The 26,871-nt window shown below is 66.5% G+C and carries 22 protein-coding genes; 13 read left to right on the forward strand and 9 right to left on the reverse strand.

The annotated features are described in order from the left end of the window. Position 1: 1 nt before the first annotated feature. The 3 genes from nosZ to NFH97_RS09880 are packed head-to-tail and all read right to left on the reverse strand — an operon-like array spanning position 2 to position 4,482. Complete coding sequence (nosZ, locus tag NFH97_RS09870) at positions 2 to 1,888, reverse strand: TAT-dependent nitrous-oxide reductase (protein WP_253554425.1); 1,887 nt, start codon at positions 1,886 to 1,888, stop codon at positions 2 to 4. A 1-nt stretch (position 1,889) separates the two neighbouring features. Next, a complete protein-coding gene (locus NFH97_RS09875; RefSeq protein ID WP_349624764.1) occupies positions 1,890 to 4,109 on the reverse strand; it encodes a 4Fe-4S binding protein in 2,220 nt (739 codons plus the stop codon). A gap of 55 nt (positions 4,110 to 4,164) precedes the next feature. Beyond that, complete coding sequence (locus tag NFH97_RS09880) at positions 4,165 to 4,482, reverse strand: c-type cytochrome (RefSeq protein WP_045993538.1); 318 nt, start codon at positions 4,480 to 4,482, stop codon at positions 4,165 to 4,167. A gap of 398 nt (positions 4,483 to 4,880) precedes the next feature. On the opposite strand from NFH97_RS09880, the gene hemN reads away from it, so the two are divergent. The 3 genes from hemN (at position 4,881) to NFH97_RS09895 (ending at position 9,494) form a co-directional block, all read left to right on the forward strand. Then, positions 4,881 to 6,266: an oxygen-independent coproporphyrinogen III oxidase gene (gene hemN / locus NFH97_RS09885; protein ID WP_108132103.1), complete on the forward strand. Its 1,386-nt coding sequence runs from the start codon at positions 4,881 to 4,883 to the stop codon at positions 6,264 to 6,266. Positions 6,267 to 6,500: 234 nt separating this feature from the next. After that, positions 6,501 to 8,612: an adenosylcobalamin-dependent ribonucleoside-diphosphate reductase gene (locus tag NFH97_RS09890; protein ID WP_045993536.1), complete on the forward strand. Its 2,112-nt coding sequence runs from the start codon at positions 6,501 to 6,503 to the stop codon at positions 8,610 to 8,612. A 105-nt stretch (positions 8,613 to 8,717) separates the two neighbouring features. Then, positions 8,718 to 9,494 (forward strand): ribonucleoside-diphosphate reductase, encoded by a 777-nt coding sequence (locus tag NFH97_RS09895; protein ID WP_108448631.1) that lies wholly within the window; start codon positions 8,718 to 8,720, stop codon positions 9,492 to 9,494. Between the two features lie 150 nt (positions 9,495 to 9,644). On the opposite strand, the gene NFH97_RS09900 is transcribed toward NFH97_RS09895, so the two are convergent. Together NFH97_RS09900 and NFH97_RS09905 are read right to left on the reverse strand one after the other, a co-directional pair. Next, positions 9,645 to 10,556, reverse strand: a complete 912-nt coding sequence (locus NFH97_RS09900; protein WP_108132106.1) for a hypothetical protein — start codon at positions 10,554 to 10,556, stop codon at positions 9,645 to 9,647. After that, entirely contained in the window at positions 10,553 to 10,741 is a 189-nt protein-coding gene (locus NFH97_RS09905) for a hypothetical protein (protein WP_045993533.1), read from the reverse strand. The genes NFH97_RS09900 and NFH97_RS09905 overlap by 4 nt, the downstream gene beginning before the upstream one ends. 235 nt (positions 10,742 to 10,976) lie before the next feature. On the opposite strand from NFH97_RS09905, the gene ubiT reads away from it, so the two are divergent. After that, a complete protein-coding gene (gene ubiT, locus NFH97_RS09910; RefSeq protein ID WP_231498581.1) occupies positions 10,977 to 11,537 on the forward strand; it encodes a ubiquinone anaerobic biosynthesis accessory factor UbiT in 561 nt (186 codons plus the stop codon). A gap of 76 nt (positions 11,538 to 11,613) precedes the next feature. On the opposite strand, the gene NFH97_RS09915 is transcribed toward ubiT, so the two are convergent. The 4 genes from NFH97_RS09915 to aptA form a co-directional block, all read right to left on the reverse strand. Beyond that, positions 11,614 to 12,531: a U32 family peptidase gene (locus NFH97_RS09915; RefSeq protein WP_108132107.1), complete on the reverse strand. Its 918-nt coding sequence runs from the start codon at positions 12,529 to 12,531 to the stop codon at positions 11,614 to 11,616. A gap of 11 nt (positions 12,532 to 12,542) precedes the next feature. Then, complete coding sequence (ubiU, locus tag NFH97_RS09920; protein WP_108132108.1) at positions 12,543 to 13,538, reverse strand: ubiquinone anaerobic biosynthesis protein UbiU; 996 nt, start codon at positions 13,536 to 13,538, stop codon at positions 12,543 to 12,545. Between the two features lie 370 nt (positions 13,539 to 13,908). Further along, positions 13,909 to 15,405, reverse strand: coding sequence for a CoA-acylating methylmalonate-semialdehyde dehydrogenase (locus NFH97_RS09925; RefSeq protein ID WP_349624765.1), 1,497 nt, complete (start codon positions 15,403 to 15,405; stop codon positions 13,909 to 13,911). Between the two features lie 170 nt (positions 15,406 to 15,575). Continuing rightward, the gene (aptA, locus tag NFH97_RS09930) at positions 15,576 to 16,856 is read right to left on the reverse strand and encodes an omega-aminotransferase AptA (protein WP_349625499.1); all 1,281 of its coding nucleotides are present in this window, start codon (positions 16,854 to 16,856) and stop codon (positions 15,576 to 15,578) included. A 278-nt stretch (positions 16,857 to 17,134) separates the two neighbouring features. On the opposite strand from aptA, the gene NFH97_RS09935 reads away from it, so the two are divergent. The 9 genes from NFH97_RS09935 to NFH97_RS09975 all read left to right on the forward strand — a co-directional run bounded on the left by NFH97_RS09935 (position 17,135) and on the right by NFH97_RS09975 (position 26,838). Next, positions 17,135 to 17,914: a FadR/GntR family transcriptional regulator gene (locus NFH97_RS09935; protein ID WP_231498582.1), complete on the forward strand. Its 780-nt coding sequence runs from the start codon at positions 17,135 to 17,137 to the stop codon at positions 17,912 to 17,914. Between the two features lie 108 nt (positions 17,915 to 18,022). Next, positions 18,023 to 19,216: an ABC transporter substrate-binding protein gene (locus NFH97_RS09940; RefSeq protein ID WP_349624766.1), complete on the forward strand. Its 1,194-nt coding sequence runs from the start codon at positions 18,023 to 18,025 to the stop codon at positions 19,214 to 19,216. A gap of 59 nt (positions 19,217 to 19,275) precedes the next feature. Continuing rightward, positions 19,276 to 20,136, forward strand: a complete 861-nt coding sequence (locus NFH97_RS09945) for a branched-chain amino acid ABC transporter permease (protein ID WP_108132112.1) — start codon at positions 19,276 to 19,278, stop codon at positions 20,134 to 20,136. Position 20,137: 1 nt separating this feature from the next. After that, the gene (locus tag NFH97_RS09950; protein ID WP_349624767.1) at positions 20,138 to 21,172 is read left to right on the forward strand and encodes a branched-chain amino acid ABC transporter permease; all 1,035 of its coding nucleotides are present in this window, start codon (positions 20,138 to 20,140) and stop codon (positions 21,170 to 21,172) included. After that, the gene (locus NFH97_RS09955) at positions 21,165 to 21,917 is read left to right on the forward strand and encodes an ABC transporter ATP-binding protein (protein ID WP_349624768.1); all 753 of its coding nucleotides are present in this window, start codon (positions 21,165 to 21,167) and stop codon (positions 21,915 to 21,917) included. Before NFH97_RS09950 ends, NFH97_RS09955 begins: the two co-directional genes overlap by 8 nt. Beyond that, complete coding sequence (locus NFH97_RS09960) at positions 21,917 to 22,612, forward strand: ABC transporter ATP-binding protein (protein WP_108132114.1); 696 nt, start codon at positions 21,917 to 21,919, stop codon at positions 22,610 to 22,612. The genes NFH97_RS09955 and NFH97_RS09960 overlap by 1 nt, the downstream gene beginning before the upstream one ends. A gap of 27 nt (positions 22,613 to 22,639) precedes the next feature. After that, positions 22,640 to 23,932, forward strand: coding sequence for a Zn-dependent hydrolase (locus NFH97_RS09965; protein ID WP_222568709.1), 1,293 nt, complete (start codon positions 22,640 to 22,642; stop codon positions 23,930 to 23,932). After that, entirely contained in the window at positions 23,929 to 25,368 is a 1,440-nt protein-coding gene (locus NFH97_RS09970; RefSeq protein ID WP_222568710.1) for an amidase, read from the forward strand. The genes NFH97_RS09965 and NFH97_RS09970 overlap by 4 nt, the downstream gene beginning before the upstream one ends. Positions 25,369 to 25,866: 498 nt before the next feature. Next, positions 25,867 to 26,838: a Bug family tripartite tricarboxylate transporter substrate binding protein gene (locus NFH97_RS09975; RefSeq protein ID WP_222568711.1), complete on the forward strand. Its 972-nt coding sequence runs from the start codon at positions 25,867 to 25,869 to the stop codon at positions 26,836 to 26,838. The last annotated feature ends 33 nt before the right edge of the window (positions 26,839 to 26,871 follow it).

Consider the following 26,871-nt stretch of genomic DNA (forward strand, 5'->3'; position numbering starts at 1 on the left):
CTCAGGCCTTCTCCACCAGCATGCGACCGAACATTTCCATGTGCATCGCGTGGCAGAACCAGTTGCAGTAGTACCAGTGCACCCCGGCGCGTTCGGCGGTGAAGGTGACGCTGGACGTCTGCTGCGGACCGATCTCCATGGACACGCCATGGTTGACCATGCAGAAGCCGTGGGTCAGGTCTTCGACGGTATCCAGGTTGGTGATCACCACCGTGACCTCGTCACCCTGCTTCACCTTGAATTCGGTGATGCCGTACTGGGGTGCGACCGAGGTCATGTAGACGCGCACCTTGTTGCCGTCGCGGATGACCTTGTTGTCGCTCTCAAGGGTGATACCGTCGGCCTCGGCCATGGCGCGGGTGGGCGCGAAGAACGGATCCTGGCGGTCCCACACCTGGATCGGGTTGAGCTGGTCGGCGCGCATCATGATGGCGTCATGGGGCTCGGCGTAGGTCGGGCCGTCATGCACCAGCTTCATGGTGTCGCCGGAGATGTCGATCAGCTGATCGTTTTCCGGGTGCAGCGGTCCCACCGGCAGGAAGCGGTCCTTGGAGAACTTGCACAGCACCACCAGCCACTTGCCGTCGGCATCGCGTGTCTCGCACAGGCTGGCGTGGTTGTGGCCTGGCTGATAGTGCACGTCGAGCTTCTGGTGGATGTAGTTGACGTCCTCGCCGTTGTAGGCGCGGATCGCCTCCTCGATGTTCCACTTGGCCACCTGGCTGTCGATGAACAGGGTGGTGTAGGCGAAGCCGCGACCGTCGAAGGTGGTGTGCAGCGGCCCCAGGCCCAGCTCCGGCTCGGCGACCACGCTGTCGCGGGGCTCGATCTCGTCGGCGAACAGCGCCGGCAGCTTGTCGATGGCGATGATCGACACCGTCGGCGACAGCTTGCCGTTGGCGATGAAGTACTTGCCGTCGGGTGAGGTATTCAGGCCATGGGGGTTCTTGGGCACCGGAATGTAGCGGGTCAGCGGTGAGCCCTTGCGTCCGTCCAGTACCGGCACCGGGGAGTCGCCCAGGGTCTCGAACTGGCCCTTCTCGACGGCGGCCTCGATGGCTTCGACGTCGTACACCACCACCCAGTCACGCTCGGCACGCATGCTGTCGGCCAGGGTCATGCCCTTCTCGGAGTTGTAGCAGGTCGAGGCAACGAAGCGGCCGGTGTAGTCGGCGTCGGTGTTGTCCAGGTTGCCATCGACGATCACCTGCCAGGCCACCTCCATGGTCTCGGCGTCGATGGCGTTGAACATGGTGTAGTAGTTCGCAGGATTCTCCAGGTCGCGACCGTCGTTGACCTGGGGGATCGGGAACTCGGCGTTGGCGAAGACGTACTTGGTGTAGGGCACCTTCTGCAGACGCAGGCCGTGGATGGCCTGGACGTTGGGAATAGTGGTGACCTTGTCGGTCTTCATGATGTCGAGGCGGATCCGCGCCACCCGGGTATTGGCCTTGTCGTTGATGAACAGGTACTTGCCGTCATAACGACCGTCGGTGAGCGAGGCGTGGGGGTGGTGGGCGTCGCCGTTGTGGAAACGCGCGGACTCGCCGAGGATGTGCTTGGACTCGTTGGTGATGCCCCAGCCGGTGGCGCTCTCGGTGTTGAACACCGGAATGCGCATCAACTCGCGCATGGAGGGGATGCCCAGGACCCTCACTTCACCGGAGTGGCCGCCGCTCCAGAAGCCGTAGTATTCGTCGAGTTCACCGGGGGCCACCATGGCATCGCCTTCACTGGCGCGGGCGCTGCGGCTGCCGAGCAGGGCGCTGGTGCCAACACCGCCGACCACTCCGCTGGCAAGGCCGGCGCCGGCGACGCCGGTCACCGCACTGTTGCGTAGAAAGTGGCGTCGGGCCAGATTCTGGATACTGCGGGAATCGTCACTCACTTCAGTTCTCCTCAAGGCAGGGTATACGCCGCGGGTCGCCGTCCTGGCTTGATCCGCGGGGTTCTGCGTCACCCACGTCGCCGTGCGTCCTCGCCGCATCCCGTTCCAGGCGCTTTCTGCGCTTGACCCGGGGCGGACAGCGACGGTCGTCGTCGTAAGTGATCTGGCAGTCCAGGCAGTAGTGGCACTCCGAGGCCTCGATGCGACCGTCGGGATGGATGGCTACCAGCTCGCAGTCGTTGGCGCAGATCTGGCAGGGGGTGCCGCACTGGCCACGGTGCCGCCTGAGCCAGTCGAAAAGGCGCAGGCGACCGGCGATGGCCAGGCTCGCGCCCAGCGGGCAGACGTAGCGGCAGTAGGCCTTGTGCATGAAGGCCGAACTTGCGATCAGTGCCACGGCGTAGAGCACATAGCCCCAGTCGCGCAGGAAGTGCAGGGTGATGGCGGTCTTGAACGGCTCGACCTCGGCCAGCCGCTCCGCCTGTCCCAGGTCGTAGAAGGACACCCCGACCAGGCCAAACAGGATCAGATACTTCACCACCCACAGCCGCCGGTGCACGGCGAAGGGCAGCGTCAGTTGCGGCACCTTCAGGTGACGGGCGAGCTGGTTGACCAGGTCCTGCAGCGCACCGAAGGGGCACAGCCAGCCGCAGAAGATGCTGCGGCCCCACAGCACCAGGGTGACCGCCACGAAGACCCACAGCACGAACATCAGCGGGTCGATCAGGAAGGCCGACCAGCTGAAGCCATGGCTGGCGGAATTGGCGACGGCAGGGATGACGGCATGGATCAGCGCCAGCACATTGACCACCGAGAGCTGGGCCAGCGACACCCAGCCGATATAGACCAGGGTGTAGAGCAGGAAGGCCTTGCGCAGCGGGCGCAGCAGGCGCGGGCGACGCGCCAGGGCGTCCTGGAACGCCAGGATCAGTGACAGCGTCACCAGTCCAGCGCCAAGCCCGATCAGCTCTAGCCGACTCTGCTGCCACATCTCGAGCCACAGCGGGGCGGGCTCCACCGGCTCGGGACGCTCGATAAAGGCCTCGGGCAGCGCCTGGTCGAGATGAAAGCGGGTGAACTCCTGGGTCAGCGGCCCCGAGGCCCGGCGCACCAGCAGGTTTAGCCGCCAGGGCGTGCCCGGGTCGAAGTGGGCGTCCTCGTGGATCACGAAGATGTCGCGTTCGCTGAGTGCGGGGGCTCCGTCGATGGCCAGGCGCGGCAGGCGGCGCTGGTCGCTGTCGTGGAAGCTGATCGAGGCGTTGCCCTGGACCAGCTCGATACGATCGAAGATGCCGCCGCGCACGTAGCCCGACCCCTTGTAGGAAAAGCTGCCATCGGCGAGCAGGGCAACGGCGTGTTCGCCGGGGGCGAGGCTCGCCATCAACTGGTCGTAGCCGCGCTCGCCGAGCAGATTGCGGCCCACGCTCGGCGCATTGAGGTAGCCCAGGTAAAGATCGATGAAGGTGGCGTCGCGGGGCGGACGCTGGCCGCTCAGGTAGTGCTCCGCAGGGGTGCCGACGAAGGCGTCATCGACCTCTCCCTGGCGCAGGGTCAGGTGGCCCAGTGCCCCCTGGTCGAGCAGGCCCTGCCAGTCGGCGGGCGCGTAGATCTCGTCGCGCACGCGGGCGATTGGCGCTGCCGCGGGGTCCTCGATCAGCCCCAGGGCGGCGGCGACCAGGCGTCCTGCCCGCATGATGGTGTCGTTGACCACGATGACGGTCACGGTGGCGCCGGAGATGGCATCGACGTCCTCTCCCACCTCCAGGCGCGACGTCACCGAGGTACCCAGGTGCTGGCCGGCGAAGTCGTCCAGGCGCTCTGACGGGATACCGACCAGCATGATCGGCTCGGAATGATTGAGTACCTTGGCCAGGCGCAGGCTGGCGGAAGGATCGATGGCGATCAGCAGGTTGACCGGCTTGCCCGAGTAGGCGGGGATCGGCGCGACCTCGGCGCTCTCGAAGGCGTAGCCGACCAGTTCGTCGCCACGGTAGAGCGCATTGACCGGCCACGGCAGGTCGGTCACCGGCTCGACCCTGTCGGTGCCGGGAAAGGCCTGCTGAAACAGCGCGAGGTCACCCTTGGCGCTGCCAAGGTCACCGGGATACTGATCGAATTCCAGCGCCAGGGCGGGCAGGCTCAAGCACATCGCCAACAGCACGACAAGCAGGCGCAGGGGAGAAGACCAGTGGCGGGGAAAATGGCGGGGGGCTTGGGTCATGGCATGACCTCGAGGCGCAAAGCGCCCCGAGGACGCTTCGCGCACCAGGGTGGGATCAGGGCGTCAGCGACGAGAAGTAGGCGGCGATGTCGGCGATATCCTGATCCGACAGGGCCGCCGCCTGGGGCGCCATGATGGCGGACATGCCACCACCGCGCTGACCCTCGCGGTAGGCCTTGAGCGCGCTTTCCAGGTACGGAGCGTTCTGACCCGCCAGGTTGGGATAGATCGGTCCGGTGGCCTTGCCGTCAGTGCCATGGCAGGCGGCGCAGGCGCCGATCTTGGTTTCACCGGCGGCGGCGTCGCCGGCGGCCTGGGCGTTGAGACTGAACAGACAGGCGGCGCCAAGCGCGGCCAGGGGGATCCATTTCATGATGAGCGCTCCTCGGTCTTGGGGCGTGATACCTGACGCAAGCGGCGTGCGGCTTGGGTCAGGCATCACGGTTTGTGCGGGATGTCCCTTGGGACTCTCGAGTATTGGAGCGCTCAGCGACAATACCCTATGACGTTGGTCAACTTTAGGCGGGGAGAGGTACGTCTTCCGTACTATGCTTGATCGGGATCACTGGGATGGCAGGGGCATCATTGCGGTTGGCTCTCGTTTGCACTACCTCGGGCGAGAACACGCCACAGGGGCAAGCGCCGTGATGCCGCTGCCGTGATTTGATGCAGATCATGTCTGGCTTCGTCTTGCCGGGACGGGCGGATTCGACGTGCGACAATGCCGACAGATGCCGCCGTCGGGCGGTCGTGTCACGAGGGGCCTTGTCGATGTCATCCGATGTTTTGCCGTTTCAGCGTGCGCTGGTCGAGAAGTACGACCGTCCAGGGCCGCGCTACACCTCCTATCCCACCGCGCCGCACTTCCACGACGGTTTCGGTGTCGCCGACTATCGCCAGGCGGTCGAGCGCAGCCAGCAGGGGGAGCCGAAGCCGCTGTCGGTCTACGTCCATGTGCCCTTCTGCGAAAGCCTCTGCTACTACTGTGCCTGCTCCAAGATCATTACGCACAATCGCGAGCGTGCCGCCGACTACCTGGCGCTGCTCAAGCGCGAGATCGCCCTGCAGGCGGCGCTGTTCGACGAGACCCGGGAGCTCAACCAGCTGCACCTGGGTGGGGGCACCCCGACCTTTCTGTCCAATGACCAGCTCAAGGGGCTGATCGACGCCCTGGCGCGCCACTTCCGGTTCGCCCCGGAGCAGCGCCGGGAATTCTCGCTGGAGGTGGATCCGCGTACGGTGACCCCCGCCCAGATCCATGAACTGCGCGAGATGGGCTTCAATCGTCTGAGCTTCGGCGTCCAGGACTTCGATCCGCTGGTGCAGAAGGCGGTCAACCGCGTGCAGAGCGAGGCCCAGGTGGCGGCCCTGGTGGACGCCGCCCGGGACGCCGGCTTCGCCTCGGTGTCGGTGGACCTGATCTATGGGCTGCCGCTGCAGACCCGCGACAGCTTCGACGCCACCCTGGCCAAGGTGGTGGCGCTGAGACCCGACCGCATCGCCGCCTACAGCTACGCCCACCTGCCGTCGCTGTTCAAGGCCCAGCGGCTGATCCGCGACGAGGACATGCCGCCGCCCGGGCGCAAGCTCGAGTTGCTCGAGCTGACCATCGAGCGGCTGACCCAGGCGGGCTACGTCTATATCGGCATGGACCACTTCGCCCTGCCCGAGGACGAACTCAGCAGAGCCCGTCACGACGGTACCCTGCAGCGCAATTTCCAGGGCTACTCGACCCACGCTCAGTGCGACATGATCGGGCTCGGGGTCACCTCCATCGGCAAGGTCGGCGACGCCTACAGCCAGAACGTCAAGACCACCGCCGAGTACGCCGAGCACCTCGAGGCCGGGCGGCTGCCGGTGTTGCGGGGCTATCGGTTGAGCGACGAAGACCAGCTGCGTGCCGAACTGATCACCTCGCTGATGTGTCACGGCGAGGTGCGCTTCGCCGAGTTCGAAGCCCGTCACGCTATCGACTTTCGCACGCATTTCGCCAGCGCCCTCGACCAGCTCGACGAGATGCAGGCCGACGGCTTGATCGAGATCAAGCAGCAAGCGCTCAGGGTACTGCCGGCAGGACGCCTGATGATGCGCAACGTGGCCATGGCCTTCGATGCCTACCTGGTCCCCGGCAGCGGGCGCTTCTCGCGCACCGTCTAGCCGGCTCTATCGCGGCTGCCCCGGGGCGAGACGCCCGGGGTAGGCCGCGCTACCTTTCATGCGCCAAAGCCGAATTAACGATCGGGTCTTCCATGGCCCGATTTTTCGTTTATATTGTGCCGCCGGTCGAAAATTTTACTATATCTGGTAGGGTGCCCGAGCTTATCCGGAGCGCGCATCCGCCCCTTTACGACCCCGTTTATTTGCCGGTAACTTCATCGGAGACAAGCTTTCATGACCACATCCGCCAAGGCCGCCGCCCTGTCGCAGGAGGTTCCCATGCAGGGCCCCTCGTATGACATCTGGGACGCCAAGTATCGCTTGAAGGACCGCCACGGCCAGCCCGTCGACGCCGACCTTCAGGCCACCTGGGACCGCGTGGCCAAGGCGCTGGCCGCCGTCGAGGGCGACGCCGCCGACAAGTGGCTGCCGAAGTTTCGCTGGGCGCTGGAAAACGGCGCCGTGCCGGCAGGCCGGATCACCTCCAACGCCGGAGCCGAGGGCTACAAGCCCGCGGTCAGCCTGATCAACTGCACGGTATCGCGGACCATTCGCGACTCCATGCACGACATCCTCGACAGCGTGGTGGATGCGGGCATGACCCTCAAGGCCGGCTGCGGCATCGGCTACGAGTTCTCCACCCTGCGCCACAAGGGCGCCTTCGTGTTCGGCGCCGGTGCCGGCACCAACGGCCCCCTGGCGTTCATGGATATCTACGACAAGATGTGCTTTACGGTGGCCTCCGCCGGCGGCCGTCGTGGCGCCCAGATGGGCACCTTCGACGTCGGTCATCCCGACGTGCGCGACTTTATCGAGGCCAAGCGCGAGGCCGGTCGCCTGCGCCAGTTCAACCTGAGCCTGCTGATCACCGACGAGTTCATGGAAGCGGTGAAGCAGGACGCCGACTGGCCGCTGGCCTTCCCGCTGCACGAGGGCGAGAAGGGCGACGTCGATGACAGCGAGCTGATCTACCGCGACTGGCCGGTGATCGAGGACGGCTACACCCAGGACGCCGAAGGTCGCGTGGCCTGCCGCGTGGTCGAGGTGATCAAGGCCCGCGAGCTGTGGGACACCATCATGCGCTCCACCTATGACTACGCCGAGCCCGGGTTCATCCTGATCGACCAGGTCAATCGCATGAACAACAACTGGTTCTGCGAAGAGATCCGCGCCACCAACCCCTGCGGCGAGCAGCCGCTGCCGCCGGAGGGCGCCTGCCTGCTGGGGTCGGTCAACCTGACCCGCTTCGTGATCGATCCGTTCGGCGACAAGCCGCGCTTCGACTGGGACAAGTACCGCGAGGTGGTGGCGATCTTCACCCGCATGCTCGACAACGTGGTCGAGATCAGCGGCCTGCCGCTGTCCGGCCAGCGTCGCGAGATCGAGGCCAAGCGCCGCCACGGCATGGGTTTCCTCGGCCTCGGCTCGACCATGACCATGCTCAAGATGCCCTACGGCTCGGCCGAGTCGCTGGGCTTCACCGAGGAAGTCAGCCGAGTGCTGGCCGTGGAGGGCTGGAAGCAGGCGCTGGAGCTGTCCCGCGAGAAGGGCATGGCCCCGATCCTCGAGCAGGAGTTCGAGCTGACGCCGAAGATGCTGCGCGAGCGTCCCGAGCTCGGCCGCGACGGCTATGAGGTCGGCGACAAGGTGCCCGGGCGCATCCTGCACGCGCGCTACAGCCGCTATATGCAGAAGATCGCAGAGGTCGAGCCGCAGCTGGTGGCGGAGCTGGCAGAGCACGGCGCGCGCTTCACCCACCACTCGTCGATCGCCCCCACCGGGACGATCAGCCTGTCGCTGGGCAACAACGCCTCCAATGGTATCGAGCCGTCGTTCTCCCATCGCTACTTCCGTAACGTGATCCAGGCCGGCAAGAAGACCAAGGAGCAGGTCGAGGTGGTGTCCTTCGAGCTTGCCGCTTACCGTCACTTCATGCACGCCGACGCGGTGGAAAGCGACCTGCCCGAGTACTTCATCACCGCCGACGCGGTGACCCCCAAGCAGCACGTGGCGGTGCAGGCCGCGGCCCAGGCCTGGGTCGACTCGGCGATCTCCAAGACCGTCAACGTGCCCACCGACTTTGCCTTCGAGGCGTTCAAGGACCTGTACCTGGACGCCTACCAGAGCCGCCTCAAGGGCTGCACCACCTTCCGCTTCAACCCGGAGGCCTTCCAGGGCGTGCTGGTGCGCGAGGATGACCTCAAGAACACCACCTATATCTTCGAGCTGGAGAACGGCGAGACCCTCGAACTCAAGGGCGACGAGACGGTGATCTACGACGGCGAGGAACACAACGCCGCCAACCTCTACGACGGCTTGAAGGAGGGGACCTATGGCAAGTGGTAATCGGTCCAGCGGCGAGCCAGCCTGCCTGCCAGTCGGCGAGCCGCAATATCATGCCTGGGTCGTGAGCGTGTCACGCCCGCATCATCTTTCTGGAGGAGCCCGCTGATGGCTGTCGAAATCAATTCCAAGATCGTGGGCTACCGCGTCAAGAGCGAAGAGGCCGCCCCCGCGCCGGCCCCGCTGCCCGAGGAAAACCCGCTGACCATGCGCATCCCCTCGCGCCCCGAGGGAACGCTGGAGGCGGTGTCCGAGAAGATCTCCTACGTCGGCGCCGAAGGCCGCAAGAAGGTCTACCTGCTGGTGTCCTTCATGCCGGTGGAAGGCGTGCTCAACGGCCAGCGCGTTATCATCGAGCGCCCGGTGGAGTTCTTCTTCCCCTCCGGCCAGCTGTCCAGCGAGCACCAGTGGATCACCGCCACCATGCGCAGCCTGTCGCTGGCCGCCCGCGGCGGCTACGTCACCCAGGCGGTGGCGGATCTGCGCAAGGTAGCCTGGGACAAGGGCCTGGTGCGCTGCGGCATGAACCGCTGGAACAAGCCGATGTTCCACGACTCCGAGGTCGCCGCCATCGCCTGGTCGATCCAGCAGATCCTCTACCGTCGCGGCTTTCTCGACATCGACGGTAACCAGGTGCCGGTGGAGGACCTGGTCAGCCGCTACGCCCGGCGCCAGGCCTCCGGCCACGGCTGGTACCCCGCCGAGGTCGAGGACGAGACCCCGAGCGGCGCGGTCGAGCCGCTGGACGGCAAGCCTGCCGAGTCCGCCGCCGAAGGCGCCGGCCCCGCAGTGGTCGGCAACTGCCCCGAGTGTCGCGGCGAGCTGATCATGATGGACGGCTGCCCCACCTGCTACGCCGGCTGCGGCTGGTCGAAGTGTGGCTAGTCGACGTTTGGTTGGAAAGCACGACTAGAATACGTGGCTAGAAAGCACGGCTGGCGCGCGAATAGGCCAGCGTCACAACGATGGGCCCTTCGGGGCCCATCGTTGTGTCTGGAGGGGGGTGTCGTTCAGCCAGCGTCGTGACAGCAGGCGCTATGACGCCCCAGGCGGCTGAGCCTGGCCGGAGCGGGTGATGTTGTAGACGGGGTGGCCGCAGGGGCAGTGGTGGTTGATGAACCGGCTGCGGAAAAAACGGATGTCGAACTCCCGGACGTAGCTGGTCTTGTGGGCGGCCAGCACGATGTCAAAGGCGTAGTCGCGGTGGGCCTCGCCCCGACTCTGGGCGTCCAGGTAGGGCGTGTAGTCGGTGGTGATATGCAACTGGAGATGGGCTTCGCACAGGTGCCCGGTGAAGTAGGGCAACACACGTATCTGGCTTTCCTCCTTGGGCGCCGAGGGTTCGGGCATGCCAGTCACGTTGCCGATGATCACCTTGCGAGAATCCAGCACGAACATGCAGAGGCCGCTGCCGGTGCCAAGCAGGCTGCCAAGGTAGAGGGTTTCGGCATGGTCACCCTCTATCAGCTTGCGCATGGCGTGGACGGTGAAGCGATAGCTCTGCCAGTGGCACCACTGTGCTGCTCGTTGCAGTCGGTGATAGACACTAGCCCCGACGCTGCGACGCGCAAACCCGGCCAGGCGCTGGCGCAGACGGGATTGGCCCAGATAGAAGGCATAGTACCAGGCCACCAGTTTCGTAAACGCCAGGCAGATGATCGCAATGGTAAGGGTAACCAGCGACGTCTGAAGGAAGGGCTCGCCGAAGGGCTCGCCTTGGGTGTCTGGGTTGGCGTAAGGAGAAGCGGAGGGGGCAGAGAAAGCGTGCAGGAGGTAGAGCACAGCGAAGACCGGGAGGGCGGCCCCAAAGCCGGCGATGGCGCTGCGCAATGTCAGCTGTTGTCCGTTGGCACGAATGACGTAGCGTCGCCAGGAAGGGATCGAATGGCATAGCAGAAAGCCGGCCACCAGCAGGACGAAAGGTGGCAGCAGCTTGATGCCGCTCATTCCGGCTTGCTGTCCCTGCGATCGAGGCTGCGGCGAAGGGCTCTGACGTTGCTCTTGACCTTGCGCGACCGCACCAGCTCGGCGCTGTCCACGGAGACGGCGCCGCGATGCGATATCTTCATGCTACGCAGGTGGCCACCCTCTTTGGCCTTGAGGTAGCCTTCGAAGCTGGTTTCGATGGACATCGTTGCTCCTTTTCCGCTTGTGAACTTGATGCTCTGCGGAACCTGGGTGAAGCCAAGGGGCCGAACCCTATGATGTCCGCAGTGTAGCAGAGTTCCCATTTCGACCCCGGCATTCGGCTGTGTCAGAGCGTTCAACGAGCGCTACGCCAGAGGGCTTGATGGGCGTCATGAACCGAGGGCGACGGGATCGCTAGCATGACCCGGCGGCGTCGTGCCGCTTGACCAGGAACCCGTCATGTCGCTGTCACCGCTCGGCTCGCTGTCGTTGCCTTCTCTTGCCCTTCCTGCCTTGCCCACCCTTCCTTCGCTGTCGTCGTCGTTGACGTCCGGCGCCTTGACCCGGGTGCCCCATCGTCTGCATCTGTCACTGATGCGCCGTCTCGGCCCGCTGCCCCTGCCGCTGTTGCGCACGAGTCTCGAGCCCTGGCTCAACCGCACCCTGGCAGAGCCGCTGGCCGACGGTGAGTTCGACGTGCTTGAAGGGCGCCGTGTATGTCTGTCCATCGACGATCTGGCGCTGGCGGTCACCCTGACGCTTACGCACGGGCGCCTGCAGGTCACCGACGCGCCCTGGGAGGTGAAGGTGGCGGGGGGCTGGCGCGAGTTCGCCTGCCTGGCCAGCCGTGAGGAGGACCCGGACAGCCTGTTCTTCCAGCGCCGGCTGTGCCTGGAGGGTGATACCGAACTGGGGCTGACGGTGAAGAACCTGCTGGATGGCCAGGAAATGGAACTGCTGCATCCCTACCTGCTCGAGGTGCTGGGGCAGCTGCAGCGCTGGCTGCCCCGCCAGGCCTAGGCTCCTTGCTGACGGGTAGCGGAGGAGGCCGGCGAACCGGCCTCCTGAGTGAGGTGGCGTGGGAGGGAAGGGGCTTTCAGTCTTCCAGCACCGGCGCCAGATCCATCCCTGCCTGGCCGTGCCAGTAGCCGTTGCACAGCTCGGCGTCGACCAGCGCCAGCGGCGAGGGCGCCGGGTAGCGTCCCTGGCGGGCCAGGTCGAAGTCCGCCACCACCTCATCCATCCCCTCTGAACGCGGACTTAGCCGGGCCGTGGTGACGCCCATTGTGGCCATCTCGGCAAGCTCGTGGCGCAGGTCCTGACAGGCCCCGGACAGGGTCTGGATACCGTTCAGGGTGAACAGTCGACGGCTGTCGTCCTGGGTGGTCAGCGACAGCCCTTCCGGATAGTCCTGGCAGACGAACTGGCAGCGATCCTTGGGGTGCTGATGGTGACGCGCGGTAAAGCAGCGCGACGACCAGGCCAGCGGCAGGTGGCCGTAGGCCAGCACCTCGCAGTCCAGCGCCAGCCCCGCCTCGCGGGCGTCAGACAGCAGCCGGGCCAGGTCGGCGCCGGGCAACTCCACCGGGGCGACGAAGCGGAACATGCCGGCGCGCTTGAGGATCTCCAGGGTCGGCACATTGTAGAGGTTGAGCGCCGGGCCGCCGACGAAGGGCAGGCCCGCCTCGGACAGCCGGTGCACCGCGCTCATGTCGTTGGCCTCGACCAGGAAGTCGCCGTTGTCGCACAGCCTGGTCAGGTCGCGCAGGTCGGCGTTGGACTCGATCAGGGTCTGCGAACCGAGGATCACCTGCTTGCCGGCGGCGGCCAGCTGGTGGCCGATCTCCAGCCAGTCGGCGAGCTTCATGTCGCGCCGCCGGGAGCACACGGTCTCGCCTAGGGTGACGCTGGCCAGCGGCCAGTGGCAGGCCTGTTCATAGAAGGCGAAGTAGCGCTCGCGGGTCCAGTAGAAGGACACCGGGCCAAGGCTCAATTCCAGTGAAGCAGCGGTCATCTCGCCTCCTGTCATTTCCAGTCGCGCTCGTAGGCGCCGAGAGTATGGGTGGAGCCTTCGGCCAGCGGCGCCAGGGCGGCGCTCCAGTCGGCCTGGGGGCGATAGTCGTCGCCGGCCCGGTCCAGATGGTCCAGTGCCTGGCGCCACACGCGGGTGACGCTGGCCACATAGGCCGGACTGCGCTGACGACCCTCGATCTTGATCGCCTTGATGCCCAGCGCCGCCAGCTGGGGCAGCAGGTCCAGGGTGCTGAGGCTGGTCGGCGCCTCGATGGCGTGGCCGACGTCGCCCTCGACGTTGAAGCGTCCCTTGCACAGGGTCGGGTAGCCGGCCTGTTCGTCGGCGCGGTAGCGATCGATCAAGACGCCGTTCAGGCGCGATTCGCGTCCGCTGGCGGTCTCTTCCCAGCGCACGTGGGCCGCCGGCGAGCACACGCCGTGGGTGTTGGGCGACTCGCCGGTCAGGTAGGACGACAGATAGCAGCGGCCCTCGGCCATGATGCACAGGCTGCCGAAGGCGAACACCTCGAGCTCCACCGGGCTGTGGCGGGCCAGGTCGCGCACCTGGTGGATCGACAGCACCCTGGGCAGCACCGCACGGCGGATGCCGAACTCGCGGTGGTAGAAGGCCAGCGCCTCGTGGCTGGTGGCGGAGCCTTGCACCGACAGGTGGCGGGGGATGTCCGGGTGGCGTTCGGCGGCGTAGGCCAAAAGGCCCGGATCGGCCAGGATCAGGGCGTCGACCTGAAGCGAAGCCGCCTGGTCCACCGCCGCGCGCCACTGGGCCAGGCTCGACTGCTGCGGGTAGGTATTGATCGCGCAGAACACCCGGCAGCCCCGGGCGTGGGCGTAGTCGATACCTTCCCGGGCGCGCTTGTCGGTGAAGTTCAGCCCGGCGAACTGGCGGGCGTTGGTGGCGTTCTGAAAGCCGAAGTAGACCGCGTTGGCGCCCTCGTCCACGGCGCGCTTCAAAGCGGGCAGGCTACCCGCGGGACAGACCAGTTCCATGTCGATCTCCGAGCGAAGAGAGGCGCCATGCTAGCCCCACGCGGACACCGCCGGCTTGATGCGTATCAGTGTCCGCCAATGAAGTGAGGGATGGAGCGAAGGGATGACGCGCTGCACCGGGGCCGGGTGTGGACAACCTGGCGATGGTGGGAATCCGACTTGCGGGTCAGGCGTGCAGATAAAGGTGGCGATGAGCTTGTGAGTCGTTCTGTGGATAACCCTGTGTGGCACCTTGTGAAAAGCGGTGGGCAGGCGGTGCAGGGGCTGTGGGCAGCGGTGTATAAGTCGCCTGTCAGTGGTGGATCAGCGGCTCGCTCGCTGTGGTAAACGAAAACGGGCCCCGCAGGGCCCGTGGTCTTCTTGCCGGAGCCTACTGACCGCCGGAGGGGAAGTGGAACTCCGCCTGGGTGGTCTCGAAGGGCGAGGGCCAGCGCTGTGACACCGCCTTGCGACGGGTGTAGAAGCGCACAGCGTCAGGGCCGTAGGCGTGCAGGTCGCCGAACAGCGAACGCTTCCAGCCGCCGAAGCTGTGGCTGGCCACCGGCACCGGCAGCGGCACGTTGATACCCACCATGCCGACCTCGATGGCGTCGGTGAAGCGACGCGCCGCCTCGCCGTCACGGGTGAACAGGCAGGTGCCGTTGCCGTACTCGTGGGCGTTGGTCAGGGCGATGGCCTCGTCGAGGCTGTCGACACGCACCACGCACAGCACCGGGCCGAAGATCTCCTCGCGGTAGATGGTCATCTCCGGGGTGACCCGGTCGAACAGGCAGCCGCCGACGAAGAAGCCGTTCTCGTGGCCCGGGACCACCAGGTCGCGGCCGTCGGCCACCAGGGTGGCCCCTTCCTGCACGCCCTTCTCGATATAGCCGAGCACCTTGTCGCGATGCTGGGCGGTGACCAGGGCGCCCATGTCCAGGCCCTTGTCGGTGCCGGGGCCGATCTTCAGCGCGGCGATCTTGGGGCCCATGGCCTCGATCAGGCGGTCGGCGGTGTCATCGCCGACGCACACCGCCACCGAGATCGCCATGCAGCGCTCGCCGGCGCTGCCGTAGGCGGCCCCCATCAGGGTGTTGGCGGCGTTGTCGATATCGGCGTCGGCCAGCACCACGGCGTGGTTCTTGGCGCCACCGAGGGCCTGCACCCGCTTGCCACTCTCGGCGCCACGCCGGTAGATGGTTTCGGCGATGGGGGTCGAGCCGACGAAGGACACGGCCTTGACCTCGGGGGCGTCGAGCAGCGCCTCGACGGTCTCGCGGCCGCCCTGAACCACGTTCATGATGCCCTGGGGCAGGCCGGCTTCCTCGAGCAGGCGGGCGACCGCCAGGGCGGCGGACGGGTCCTTCTCGGAGGGCTTGAGCACGAAGGCGTTGCCGCAGGCGATGGCCATCGGGTACATCCACAGCGGCACCATCGCCGGGAAGTTGAACGGGGTGATGCCGGCCACCACGCCCAGCGGCTGAAAGTTGGAGAAGGCGTCGATGGACGGCCCCACGTTGTGGGAGTACTCGCCCTTGAGCAGCTCCGGCACGCCGCAGGCGTACTCGACGTTCTCGATGCCGCGCTTGAGCTCGCCCATGGCGTCCTCGAGGGTCTTGCCGTGCTCCTCGCTGATCAGTTGCACCAGACGATCGGCGTCACGCTCCAGCAACGCCTTGAAGCGGTACATCACCTGGGCGCGCTTGGCCGGCGGGGTATCGCGCCAGGCCGGGAAGGCCGCCTGGGCGGCGTCGATGGCGGCCTTGACGGTGTCGGCATTGCCGTCGGCGACCTGGCGAATGGTCTCGCCGGTGGCCGGGTTGGTGACCGGCAGGTGGCGGCTGGCCTCGAGATCCTGACCATTGATCCAGTGATTGACGTTGTCCATCGAGGGTCCTCAAGTGTCGAAAGGGCGGACGGGCATGGCCCGTCCGCGCTGTGGATAACGCTGTGAACAGTGGGTGTAAAGGTTGTCCACAGGCTGTCGGTTTCAGGTGGATAAGCCGGGCGCTCGGTACCGGCAAGCGGCCTCAGTAGTGCGGCCCCAGTCAAGCGGCCTCAGTCGAGCCGGTCGAGGGTCTCGGCGACGGCGTCGAACAGGCGCTCGAGCTCGGCCTCGGTGGTGGCGAAGGGAGGGCCGAACTGCAGGGTGTCGCCGCCGAAGCGCACATAGAAGCCGGCCTCCCACAGCGCCAGGTGGGCGTCGCGCGGGCGGATGGCCGGATCGCCGTCGCGCGGGGCCAGCTGGATCGCCCCGGCCAGGCCGAAGTTGCGGATGTCGACCACATGGGAGCGGCCCTTCAAGGCGTGCAGGCGATCCTCGAAGACCGGGGCGATGGCCCTGACCTGGGCCGGGAAGTCCTCGCGCTCGAGCAGGTCCAGCGCGGCCAGGGCGGCGGCGCAGGCTACCGGATGTCCGCTGTAGGTGTAGCCGTGGGGGAATTCGATGGCGTGCCCCGGGCCGCCGGCGTGCATGAAGGTGTCATGGATCTCGCCAGAGGCGATCACCGCCCCCATCGGCACGCAGCCGTTGGTGATCTGCTTGGCCACCGTCATCAGATCAGGGGTGACGCCGAAGGCCTCGGCGCCGGTGCGCGCGCCGCTGCGACCGAAGGCGGTGATCACCTCGTCGAAGATCAACAGGATGTCGTGGGCCGAGCAGATCTCGCGCAGCCGCTCGAGGTAGCCCTTGGGCGGCACGATGACCCCGGCCGAGCCGGACATCGGCTCGACGATCACCGCGGCGATGTTGGAGGCGTCGTGCAGGGCGATCTGCTCGAGCAGCGCATCGGCAAGCTCGGCCCCGGTTTCGGCCTGGCCCCGGGTGAAGGCCTGGTTCGGCTGCAGGGTGTGGGGCAGGTGGCTCGAGTCCAGCAACTGGCCGAAGTGCTTGCGGTTGCCGCCGATGCCGCCAAGGCTGGTGCCGCCGATGTTGACCCCGTGGTAGCCCTTGGCGCGGCCGATCATGCGGGTCTTTTCCGGGCGACCCTTGAGTCGCCAGTAGGCCTTGGCCATCTTCAGCGCGGTATCGGCGGACTCGGAGCCGGAATCGGTGAAGAACACATGGTCGAGTCCCGCCGGGGTCAGGCTTGCGACCTTCTCGGCCAGCTTGAAGGCCAGCGGATGGGACACCTGAAAGCTCGGCGCAAAGTCGAGACTGCCGAGCTGGTGGGCCACCGCCTCGCGGATCTCTTCACGGTTGTGGCCGGCGCCGCAGGTCCACAGACCCGACAGTGAATCGAACACCCGGCGGCCGCGGTCGTCGATGAAGTAACGGCCCTCGGCGCCCTGGATCATCCGCGGATGCTGGTGGAAGTCCTGGTGGGCGGTGAACGGCATCCAGTAGTGATTGTTGAGCCCGGCCCCCGCAGGGCGCTCGGCGTGGGCGTCGGGACGGGTATCGAGGGTGTCGAAGGTCAGCATGGCGAGTCTCCAGTCAGGGGCCGCAGGGCGGGCATGGACTCAGCATGGACAGGGCTTCAGGTTTGTAAAATCACTCTTTGTTGTCGTTCACGTGAGTAAAGATAAACGTTTAGTGTCGGCGATTTCTTTTCTTGACCAATTCACGCAACGGGTCTAATCCTTATATTTATTCGAATAAATGACCGAGGCGATCCGTGCCGACTTCCTTTCCCCAGCGCCGACAGAAGCTCGCGGACCTGATCTGCGAGGACATCAAGCAGAAGATCGTGATGGAGAACCTGTCGCCGGGTGACCGCCTGCCCAACGAGAAGGCCCTGATGGAGCGCTATGAATGCGCCAAGGGCACCATTCGCGAGGCGCTGCGGGTGCTCGAGGTGGAAGGCCTGGTCGCGCTCAAGACCGGCCCCGGTGGCGGCGCCATCATCCGCGAGGTGACCGTCGATCCGGCCTGCCGCGCGCTGCGCAACTTTCTGCACTTCCAGCACGTGGACGGTAGCCAGGTCTATCAGCTGCGGCGGATGGTGGAGGTCGAGGTGGCGGTCTCGGCCATGGACCGGCTCGATGCGGCGGGGCTGACCCGGCTGCGGGACAACATCGATCAGTGCCAGCGGCCCCATGAGGACGAACTCAGCCAGCGCCAGCACCGCATGCTGGAACTCGAGTTTCACAACATCCTGGCCGAGTACTGCCCCAATCCGCTGCTGCGCTTCATGAGCACCTTCCTCAACGACCTGCTGCGCGACCTGGTCGTCATCAAGAAGGCCTACAAGCCAGAGCGCCACGCCTTCGATGAATCGAACATCCGCTATCACATCGCCCTGCTGGAGGCCTTCGAGGCCAGCGACCGCGAGGCGGTGCGCCGCCTGATGTACGAGCACATGTGTGACGCCGAGCACCATATGTCGGCCCTGGAGGGCGAGATGGCCAAGCAGTTCCTGGTCTCACCTGACGCCCTCGGCGAGGCGGGCGGCTAGCCTCCTGGCCCCCGACCTGCGGCAAACCAACCAACAATGACAACAACTGCCACCCCACGCCAGCGACCCCTCATCCACTCCGATGACGTCGAAAAAAGAGGAACAACAATGACTGTGCGCAAGACCTCCCTGATGCTTTCCGCCCTGGCCCTTGGCCTGGCGACCCAGCCGCTGCTGGCCCAGGATCAACAGCCGCTCACCTTCTACGGGGTGAAGTCCCTCTCCGGTGCCTTCGCCAGCTACGGCAAGTACGCCGAGATGGGCTCCCGGCTGGCGGTGGAAGAGGCCCGAGAAACCCTCGGCCGCGATATCGAGTACGTCAGCCTGGACACCGAGGGCAACGCCGGCCGCGCCATCCGCAAGGTGCAGGAAGCGATCAACCAGGACGGCGGGCGACTGTTCAACGGTGCCACGCTGTCATCCACGGCGCTGGCGGTGGGCAAGGAAGTGGCCGGCGTCGAGGGCGTGTTCATGACCCCCGCCGGCGCCGACGAGCTGACCGGCAGCGAGTGCAACGCCTCCACCTTCCGCTGGTCGGTGCCGACCTACGGGGCCATCCGCGAGACCCTGGTGCCGCTGATCGAGGCGTTACCCGAGGCCAAGCGCTTCTACACCATCACCCCCGAGTACGTGTTCGGCGAGGCGCTGCTGGACAACGCCAAGGCGGTGTTCGAGGAGTACGGCGTCGAGCACGTCGGCAACAGCTATCACTCGCTGCAGGAGCAGGAGTTTTCCGGCTACCTGACCAACGCCATGTCGGCGGCGCCGGACGTGCTGGTGCTGTTGAACTTCGGCTCCCAGTCCTCCAACGCCCTGCGCCAGGCGCGCAACTTCGGCCTCAACGAGCAGATGGACATCCTGATGGTGTGGTCGGCGGGCCTCGACCAGTTCGAGGAACTCGGCGCAGCCAACGTCGACGGCATCTACTTCGGCGCCCAGTACTGGCACGAGGTCGACACCCCCTTCAACCAGCAGCTGGTGGCCTCGGTGCGCGAGGCCTACGACATCACTCCGACCTATCCCCTGGCTGCCGACTACACCATGACCCGCGTGATGCTTGAAGTGGCCGACGCCAGCGGGGCCAGCGAAGGTCCGACGCTGATCGAGGCGCTGGAAGGCTACACCTACCAGGGCCCCACCGGTGAGGAGACCATCCGCGCCTCCGACCATCAGGTGATCAAGGACTACTACCTGCTCAAGGGCAAGGCCGAGGGCGAAATGGAAGACCCCGACGACTACGCCGACATGATCAGCGCCGGGCGCTCCTTCGTCACCCCTGAGGACTCGCCCTGCCAGCTGTAAGGCTGTCAGCTTGCCAATCTGCCGGGGACGGCGTCCCCGGCACGACAGGAGTCGGGACCATGCTTAACGTCTATCTGTTCCAGATCCTCAACGGTCTGGGGCTCGGGATGATCTATTTCCTGATTTCGGTGGGATTGACGCTGATCTTCGGACTGTTGAACTTCGTCAACTTCGCCCACGGGGCCTTTTTCCTGGTGGGCTCCTACCTCTGCTATACCCTGGTCAGCCTGACCGGCAACTTCTGGCTGGCGCTGATCGCAGGCCCCTTGCTGGTGGCGCTGCTGGCCTGGGCGCTGGAGCGCAGCCTGATCCAGCGCATCTACCACCTGCCGCATACCTTCCAGATTCTGGTCACCCTGGGCATCGCGCTGATCATCCAGGAGCTGTCGATCATGATCTGGGGCCCGGTGGGCAAGAGCATCCCCACCCCGGAGGCACTGCAGGGCGTGGTACGCATCGGCAACTTCGCCTACCCCTACTACCGGCTGTTTCTGATCGGCTTCAGCGCCCTGGTGGCGGTGGTGCTGTGGCTGCTGCTCGAACGCACCCGCTTCGGCGCGCTGGTGCGCGCCGGCAGCGAGTCCACCGAGATGGTATCGCTTCTGGGTTCCAACATCTTTCGCCTGTTCTCCATCACCTTCGCCCTCGGGGTGGGCCTGGCGGGGCTTGCCGGGGTGCTGTCGGCGCCGCTGCGGGGGGCGCACCCCTTCATCGGGCCGGAGGTGCTGGGCCTGGCCTTCGTGGTGGTGGTGATCGGTGGTATGGGGTCCTTCACCGGCGCCCTGGTGGCGGGGCTGATCGTCGGCGTAGTGCAGAGCCTGATGACCTCGCTGTGGCCCCAGGGCGCCAGCCTGATGATCTACGCCGCCATGGCGGTGGTGATCCTGCTGCGTCCCCACGGACTGTTCGGGAGAGCATGAGATGATGACCAAGACACTCGATACCGCCGCTGCCAACCCGGGCCGGCGCCGCTTCAAGGGGCGTCTCCGCGCCGGCACCACCCTGGCGATGCTGGCGGTGATGGTGCTGCTGCCGCTGGTGCTGCCCTCCGCCACCCTGGCCACCGAGATCCTGATCTTTGCCATGGCCGCACTGGCCTGCAATCTGCTGCTCGGCTTCACCGGACTTCTGTCCTTCGGCCAGGCGATCTTCTTCGGCGCAGGTGCCTACATCAGCGCGCTGGCGATGATCCACCTTGACGCAGGACTGATCGGTGCGCTGCTGATCGCCGTGGTGGCGGGCTGTGTGCTGGCACTCGGCGTGGGCATGCTGTGCATCCGGCGCAAGGGCATCTACTTCGTGATGCTGACCCTGGCGCTGACCCAGATGGCCTACTTCCTGGCCTACACCCTGAGCGACTGGACCGGTGGCGACAATGGCCTGCTCGACGTGCCGCGCCCGCCGCTGGCGGTGGGCGAGACGACCCTGATCAGCTTCGCCTCGCCGCTGGCCTTCTATGCCCTGGTGGCCACGCTGTTCGCGCTGATCTACGTGGTGGCCCGGCGCATCACCGACTCGCCGTTCGGCAGCACCCTGCTGGCGATCCGCGAAAACGAGCAGCGCGCCTCGGCGCTGGGCTACGACACCCGTCTGTTCAAGATCATGGTGTTCGTGCTGTCCGGCGGCATCACCGCCCTGGCCGGGGCGCTCTACGGCATGCTGCTGAACTTTGTGCCGCTGTCGAATATCGAGCTGTTGATGTCCGAGCAGATCCTGATCATGACCATCATCGGCGGGACCGGCTCGCTGTTCGGTTCGCTGCTGGGCGCCGGCGCCATCGTGCTGCTGGGCGACCTGCTGTCGTCGATCTGGCCGCGCTGGATGCTGCTGCTGGGCGTGGCGCTGATCGCGGTGGTGATCTTCATGCGCGGCGGTCTGTGGGGCGGGCTGTCGAGCCTGCTGGAGCGACGCCGTGGCAACCACGCCGAGCCGCACAAGGAGGCCAGCCATGACTGACGTACTGTTGGAAACCCGCGACCTGGCCCTGGTCTACGGTGCCTTTCGGGCGGTGGATGGGGTCAGCCTGCGCATCGCCCGCGGCAGCATCCATACCGTGATCGGACCCAACGGCGCCGGCAAGACCAGCCTGTTCCATTGCCTCACCGGTGAGCGTCGGCCCACCGCCGGGCGCATCCTGCTCGATGGCCGCGAGATCACCAGGGAGCCGCCCCACGGCCGGGTCGGCCTGGGCATGTCGCGCTCCTTCCAGGTCACCAGCCTGTTCCAGGAGCTCAGCGTCCACGAAAACCTGCGCCTGGCCGCCCAGGGCATCGACGGCTGGCGCGCGCTCAACTTCTGGCAACGCCTGAACAAGCGCCGCGAGCACCTGGCTCGGGCCGACGAGATCCTCGAGCGCATCGGTCTTGCCGAGCGCGCCGGGGTGGCGGCAGGGGAGCTGTCCCACGGCCAGCAGCGCATCCTCGAGGTGGGCATGGCGATCTGCCCGCGGCCCAAGCTGCTGCTGCTGGACGAGCCCACCTCGGGCATGGGCATCGACGATATCCCCAGCATGACCTCGCTGATCGGCGAGCTGGGCAAGGACCACAGCATCCTGCTGATCGAGCACAACATGAGCATCGTGATGTCGATCAGCGACACCATCACCGTGATGAACCGCGGGCAGGTACTGGTCGAGGGCGACCCCGAGACCGTGCGCAGCGATGCCCGCGTGCGTGACGCCTATCTGGGGGAGGCCGCCTGATGCTCGAGATCAAGGATATCCACAGCTACTACGGCAAGAGCCATGTGCTCGAAGGCGTCTCTTTGACGGTGGGCGAGGGCGAGCTGGTGACCCTGCTGGGGCGCAACGGTGCCGGCAAGACCACCACCCTGAAGAGCATCATGGGGCTGGTCGACACCCCCGCCGGCAGCATCGAGCTCAACGGCCAGTCGCTGCTTGGCCAACCGCCGTTTCGCATCGCCCGCCAGGGCGTGGCGCTGGTGCCGGAGCACCGCGGCATCTTCAGCATCCTCAGCGTGGAGGAAAACCTGCAGATCGCGGTACGCGCCGGCAGTCGCTGGCAGATGGCCGACATCTATCGCTGGTTTCCGCGCCTCGAGGAGCGCCGCCGCAACCGCGGCAACGCCCTGTCCGGGGGCGAGCAGCAGATGCTGGCGATCGCCCGGGCGCTGCTCAACGATCCGCGGATCCTGCTGCTCGACGAGCCCACCGAGGGCCTGGCCCCGGTCATCGTCGACGAGATCGTCAAGATCTTGAAGGCGATCCGCGAGGAGGGCCTGTCGGTGCTGCTGGTCGAGCAGAACCTGCGGGTCTGCGAGGCGGTGGCCGACCGCCACTACATCCTCGAGCAGGGCCAGATCGTCTACACCGGCAGCGCCGACGACTTCCGTGACGATCCCGGCGTGCGTGATCGCTACCTGGCCCTGAGCGCCTGAGACCACTCTTTTGCAAGGACGATACCCATGACCGTTTCCGTGACCCCATTCGAGGCTGCCGGCGCCGTGCTCAAGAGCGACGGCGAGCGCCTGTGGCAATCCTTGATGACCCTGGCCGAGCTGGGCGCGACCCCCAAGGGGGGCGTCAATCGCCAGGCGCTGACCGAACTCGACCGTCAGGCCCGTGACCTGTTCATCGACTGGTGCCGGGCCGAGGGCTGCCAGATCCGCATCGACGCCATCGGCAACATCTTCGCCCGACGGGCGGGCAGCGAGCCCGGCATGCCGGCGGTGATGACCGGCAGTCATATCGACACTCAGCCCACCGGCGGCAAGTACGACGGTTGCTTCGGCGTGCTGGCCGGGCTCGAGGTCATCCGCACCCTCAACCAGCACGCCATCACCACCCGGGCTCCGGTCGAGGTGGTGGCCTGGACCAACGAGGAAGGCTGCCGTTTTCCGCCCTGCATGATGGGCTCCGGGGTGTTCACCGGCGAGCTTGGCCTCGATGAGATGCTGGCCCGTTGCGACGACCAAGGGGTCAGTGTCGGCGAGGCGCTGGACGCCATCGGCTATCGCGGCAGCGACCGTGTGGACCTCGACGAGGTGAAGGCCTACTTCGAGGCCCATATCGAGCAGGGGCCGCTGCTCGAGGATACCGCCACCACCCTGGGCGTGGTGATCGGCGCGCTGGGGCAGAAGTGGTTCGATGTCACCCTGACCGGCGTCGAGGCCCACGCAGGCCCCACTCCCATGCACCTGCGCAAGGACGCCCTGGTCGGCGCCGCCGAGATCACCCTGGCGGTCAACCGTATGGCCAACGAGGCGGCGCCCCACGGGCGCGGCACCGTCGGCGTACTGACGCCCCACCCGGGCTCGCGCAATGTGATTCCCGGCCAGGTGCGGATGACCGTCGACCTGCGCCATCTGGAATCGGACGCCCTCGAGGACATGGCCGCCCGGCTCGCCGAGGTGGTGGCCGAGGTCAGCCAGCGCCACGGTCTGCGGGCGGAACTCACGCCCACCGCGGACTTCCCGCCGGAGGCCTTCGACGAGACCTGCGTCAAGGCGGTGCGTGCCGGCGCCGAGGCCCATGGCCTGTCGCACATGGACATCGTCAGTGGTGCCGGTCACGACGCCATCTTCCTTGGCCGGGTGGCGCCCACCGCCATGATCTTCGTGCCCTGTGAAGGCGGCATCAGTCACAACGAGATCGAGTACGCCACGCCGGAGGACCTGCACGCCGGCTGCAACGTGCTGCTCCACGCGGTGCTGGACAGCGCCGGCGTCGCCGCTCGGGCCGAGGGAGGGCAGCGATGAGTCAGGCAACGCTCCCCCCCGAGCGTCAGGCCAGCGATGAGCCGGCCCTGGCCGAGCTGGGCGCCTGCCAGGCGCTCGAGGCCTTTCGTCAGCGGCGATTGACCCCGAGCCAGGTGATCGAGGACTGCCTTGCGCGGATCGCCCGGGACAACCCAAGGGTCAACGCCTTCGCCCATGTCGCCGGCGACGAGGCGCTGCGTGCCGCCGAGGCCTCCACCCGGCGCTGGCGCGAGGGCACGCCATGCGGCCCGCTGGATGGCATCCCGGTCACCATCAAGGATTTGACGCTGACCCGTGGCATGCCGACCCGCATGGGCTCGCGCACCAGCGACCCGGACGCCGCGATGGAGGTGGACGCCCCGGTCAGCGGCTTTCTGCGCCAGGCCGGAGCGATCATCGTCGGCAAGACCCTGTCGCCGGAGTTTGGCTGGAAGGGGGTGACCGACAATCCGCTCCACGGCATCGCCCGCAATCCCTGGAATCCTGCGCTGACCCCGGGGGGCTCCTCCGGGGGCGCCGGGGCGGCGGCGGCGCTCAACCTCGGCATGCTGCACCAGGGCAGCGACGCCGGCGGTTCCATCCGCATCCCCTGCAGCTTCACCGGCACCTTCGGTATCAAGCCGACCTTCGGCTGGGTGCCCCAGTGGCCGGCCAGCGCCATGAGCACCCTGTCGCATCTGGGACCGATGACCCGCAGTGTCGAGGACAGCGCCCTGATGATGAGCCTGCTGGCGCAGCCGGACGCTCGCGACGGCTACCTTGGCGGCCCCTGTCCCATCGACTGGCGCGCGCCGCCGCCGCAGGACCTGCGTGGCTGGCGCGTCGCGCTGAGCCTGGATCTGGGCTACGTTCAGGTGGCGCCGGATATCCGCGCCCGGGTGGAGCAGGCCGCCAGTGAACTCGAGGCGCTGGGGGCTCGGGTCGAGCGCCTCGACCCGGGCTTCGAGGATCCCATCGACACCTTCAATACGCTGTGGTTCTCCGGCGCCTCCCAGGCGCTTTCGAGGCTGTCGCCACAGCAGCAGGCGCTGCTGGACCCCGGCTTTCTCGAGATCGCCCGTCGCGGCGCCGATATTCCCCTGGCCGAGTACCTCGACGCCCGCCGCCGACGCGCCGAGCTGACCGCTTGCATGGCCGACTTTCATCGGCGCTTCGATCTGCTGGTGACCCCGACGATGCCGATCTCGCCCTTCGCGGCCGGTCATAACGTGCCGCCGGGCGGCCCCTACCGGGAATGGATGGACTGGACTCCCTTCACCTATCCGTTCAACTTGACCCAGCAGCCGGCGGCGTCGCTGCCCTGCGGGCTGGACGACCAGGGCCTGCCGGTGGGGCTGCATCTGGTGGGGCCGAAGTTCCGCGATGACAGGGTCATGCAGGCGGCCGCGCTGCTGCAGGCGCGCCTGCCTCGGCTGAACCCGCCGGGGCTCGGTTAAAGCGCTCCGTCCTTCAAGGCGGATACAGCGGACGATGCGGCGAGGGTGATAGAGAGTCGACCGCAAACGACAGCGGGGCCGATCGGCCCCCCTGTCGTTTTTCATGGTGCCCGATTCATGCCGCGCCGTCTTGTGGCGCCCAGTTGATGAAGCGCCTTCTTATGGCGCCCCGTTGATGAAGCGCCTTCTTGTGGCGCCCGGGGCCGCGCTTTTCTGATGGCGCCCGGGGCCGCGTTTTTCTGATGGCGCCCGGGGCCGCGCCGACAGACGGATATCCCTCACTAAAGTCGCATTTCGCAGTCGTCATGCTCTGGCTATCTTGGGTACACGAATACTTTGTATGATGTAATACCTTAAGTGCAAAAGCCGAAGTAGTCGTCACAAGAGCAGCAACCACAAGAGCAGCAGTCCCCACAGGAACGGCCACACCGCGTTGCGTCGGCCGTCCCCGCAAGCCAACAACAAGCACTGCCCTGACGGTGGCAAGGAGTGGAAGAGATGCGCAAGTCGATGAGCATGACCCTGGGTGGCCTGGCGCTGGTCGCCAGTGCCTCGGTCGCGGCGGACTATCCGGAGCGCGACGTTCGCATGATCGTGCCCTGGGGCGCCGGCGGCGGTACCGACGGTATCGTGCGCAAGATCTCCAACCTGGCCGAGGAGCCGCTGGGGGGTACCGTCTACGTCGAGAACATCGAAGGCGGCATGAGCGCCAACGGCCTGGTGCAGGCGCTGGGCGCGCGCCCCGATGGCTACACCCTGATCGCGCTGACCTACGACAGCGTCGTCACCATCCCGTGGCAGGGGATGCTGGCCGGCTACGATATCGACAAGCTGGATCTGATCGCGCGGATCACCAGCGAGCCGGATGCCGTCGTGGTGCCGGAGGATTCGCGCTTCGATAGCCTCGAGGCATTGATCGAGGCGGCCAAGGCCGCGCCCGGGGAGATCCGCGCCGGTATCCAGAACATGGGCTCGCGGACCCACCTGACGCTGCTGCAGTTGCAGGATCAGGCCGAGGTGGAGTTCAAGATCGTCTCCTATCCCGGTGGTGCGGCGCCCCAGAAGGAGGCCCTGCTCAACGGCGAGGTGGACCTGGCGCTGACCAGCCTCGGTGACTTCGAATCGCTGATCTCGGCGGGTGACGCCCGTGGCCTGGTGGAGTTCACCGACGTCCAGAGCGAGAGCTTCCCCGACGTGCCCCCGGCAACCGAGCTGGGCTACGACATCCAGATGGGCAGTTTCGTGATCCTGGCGGCGCCTGCCAATACGCCGGACGACGCCGTGACGGCCCTCGAGGCGGCCTATCAGCAGGCCTACGACAGCGAGGAATTCCAGACCTGGCTGGTCGACGTCGGTGTCACCCCCAACTGGCTGGGCACCGATGAGGTCGAGGATTGGGCCGAACAGACCCAGGGTGAGCTGTTCGCGCGCATGGACGAGCTGAAGGAAGCCGGCCTGATCGGCCAGTAAGCCCGCGCCGCCACCGCGGTGGCGGCTCTTTTC

The organism is Halomonas sp. SCS19 (assembly GCF_040147015.1).
Classification (GTDB): Bacteria; Pseudomonadota; Gammaproteobacteria; order Pseudomonadales; family Halomonadaceae; genus Halomonas; species Halomonas litopenaei.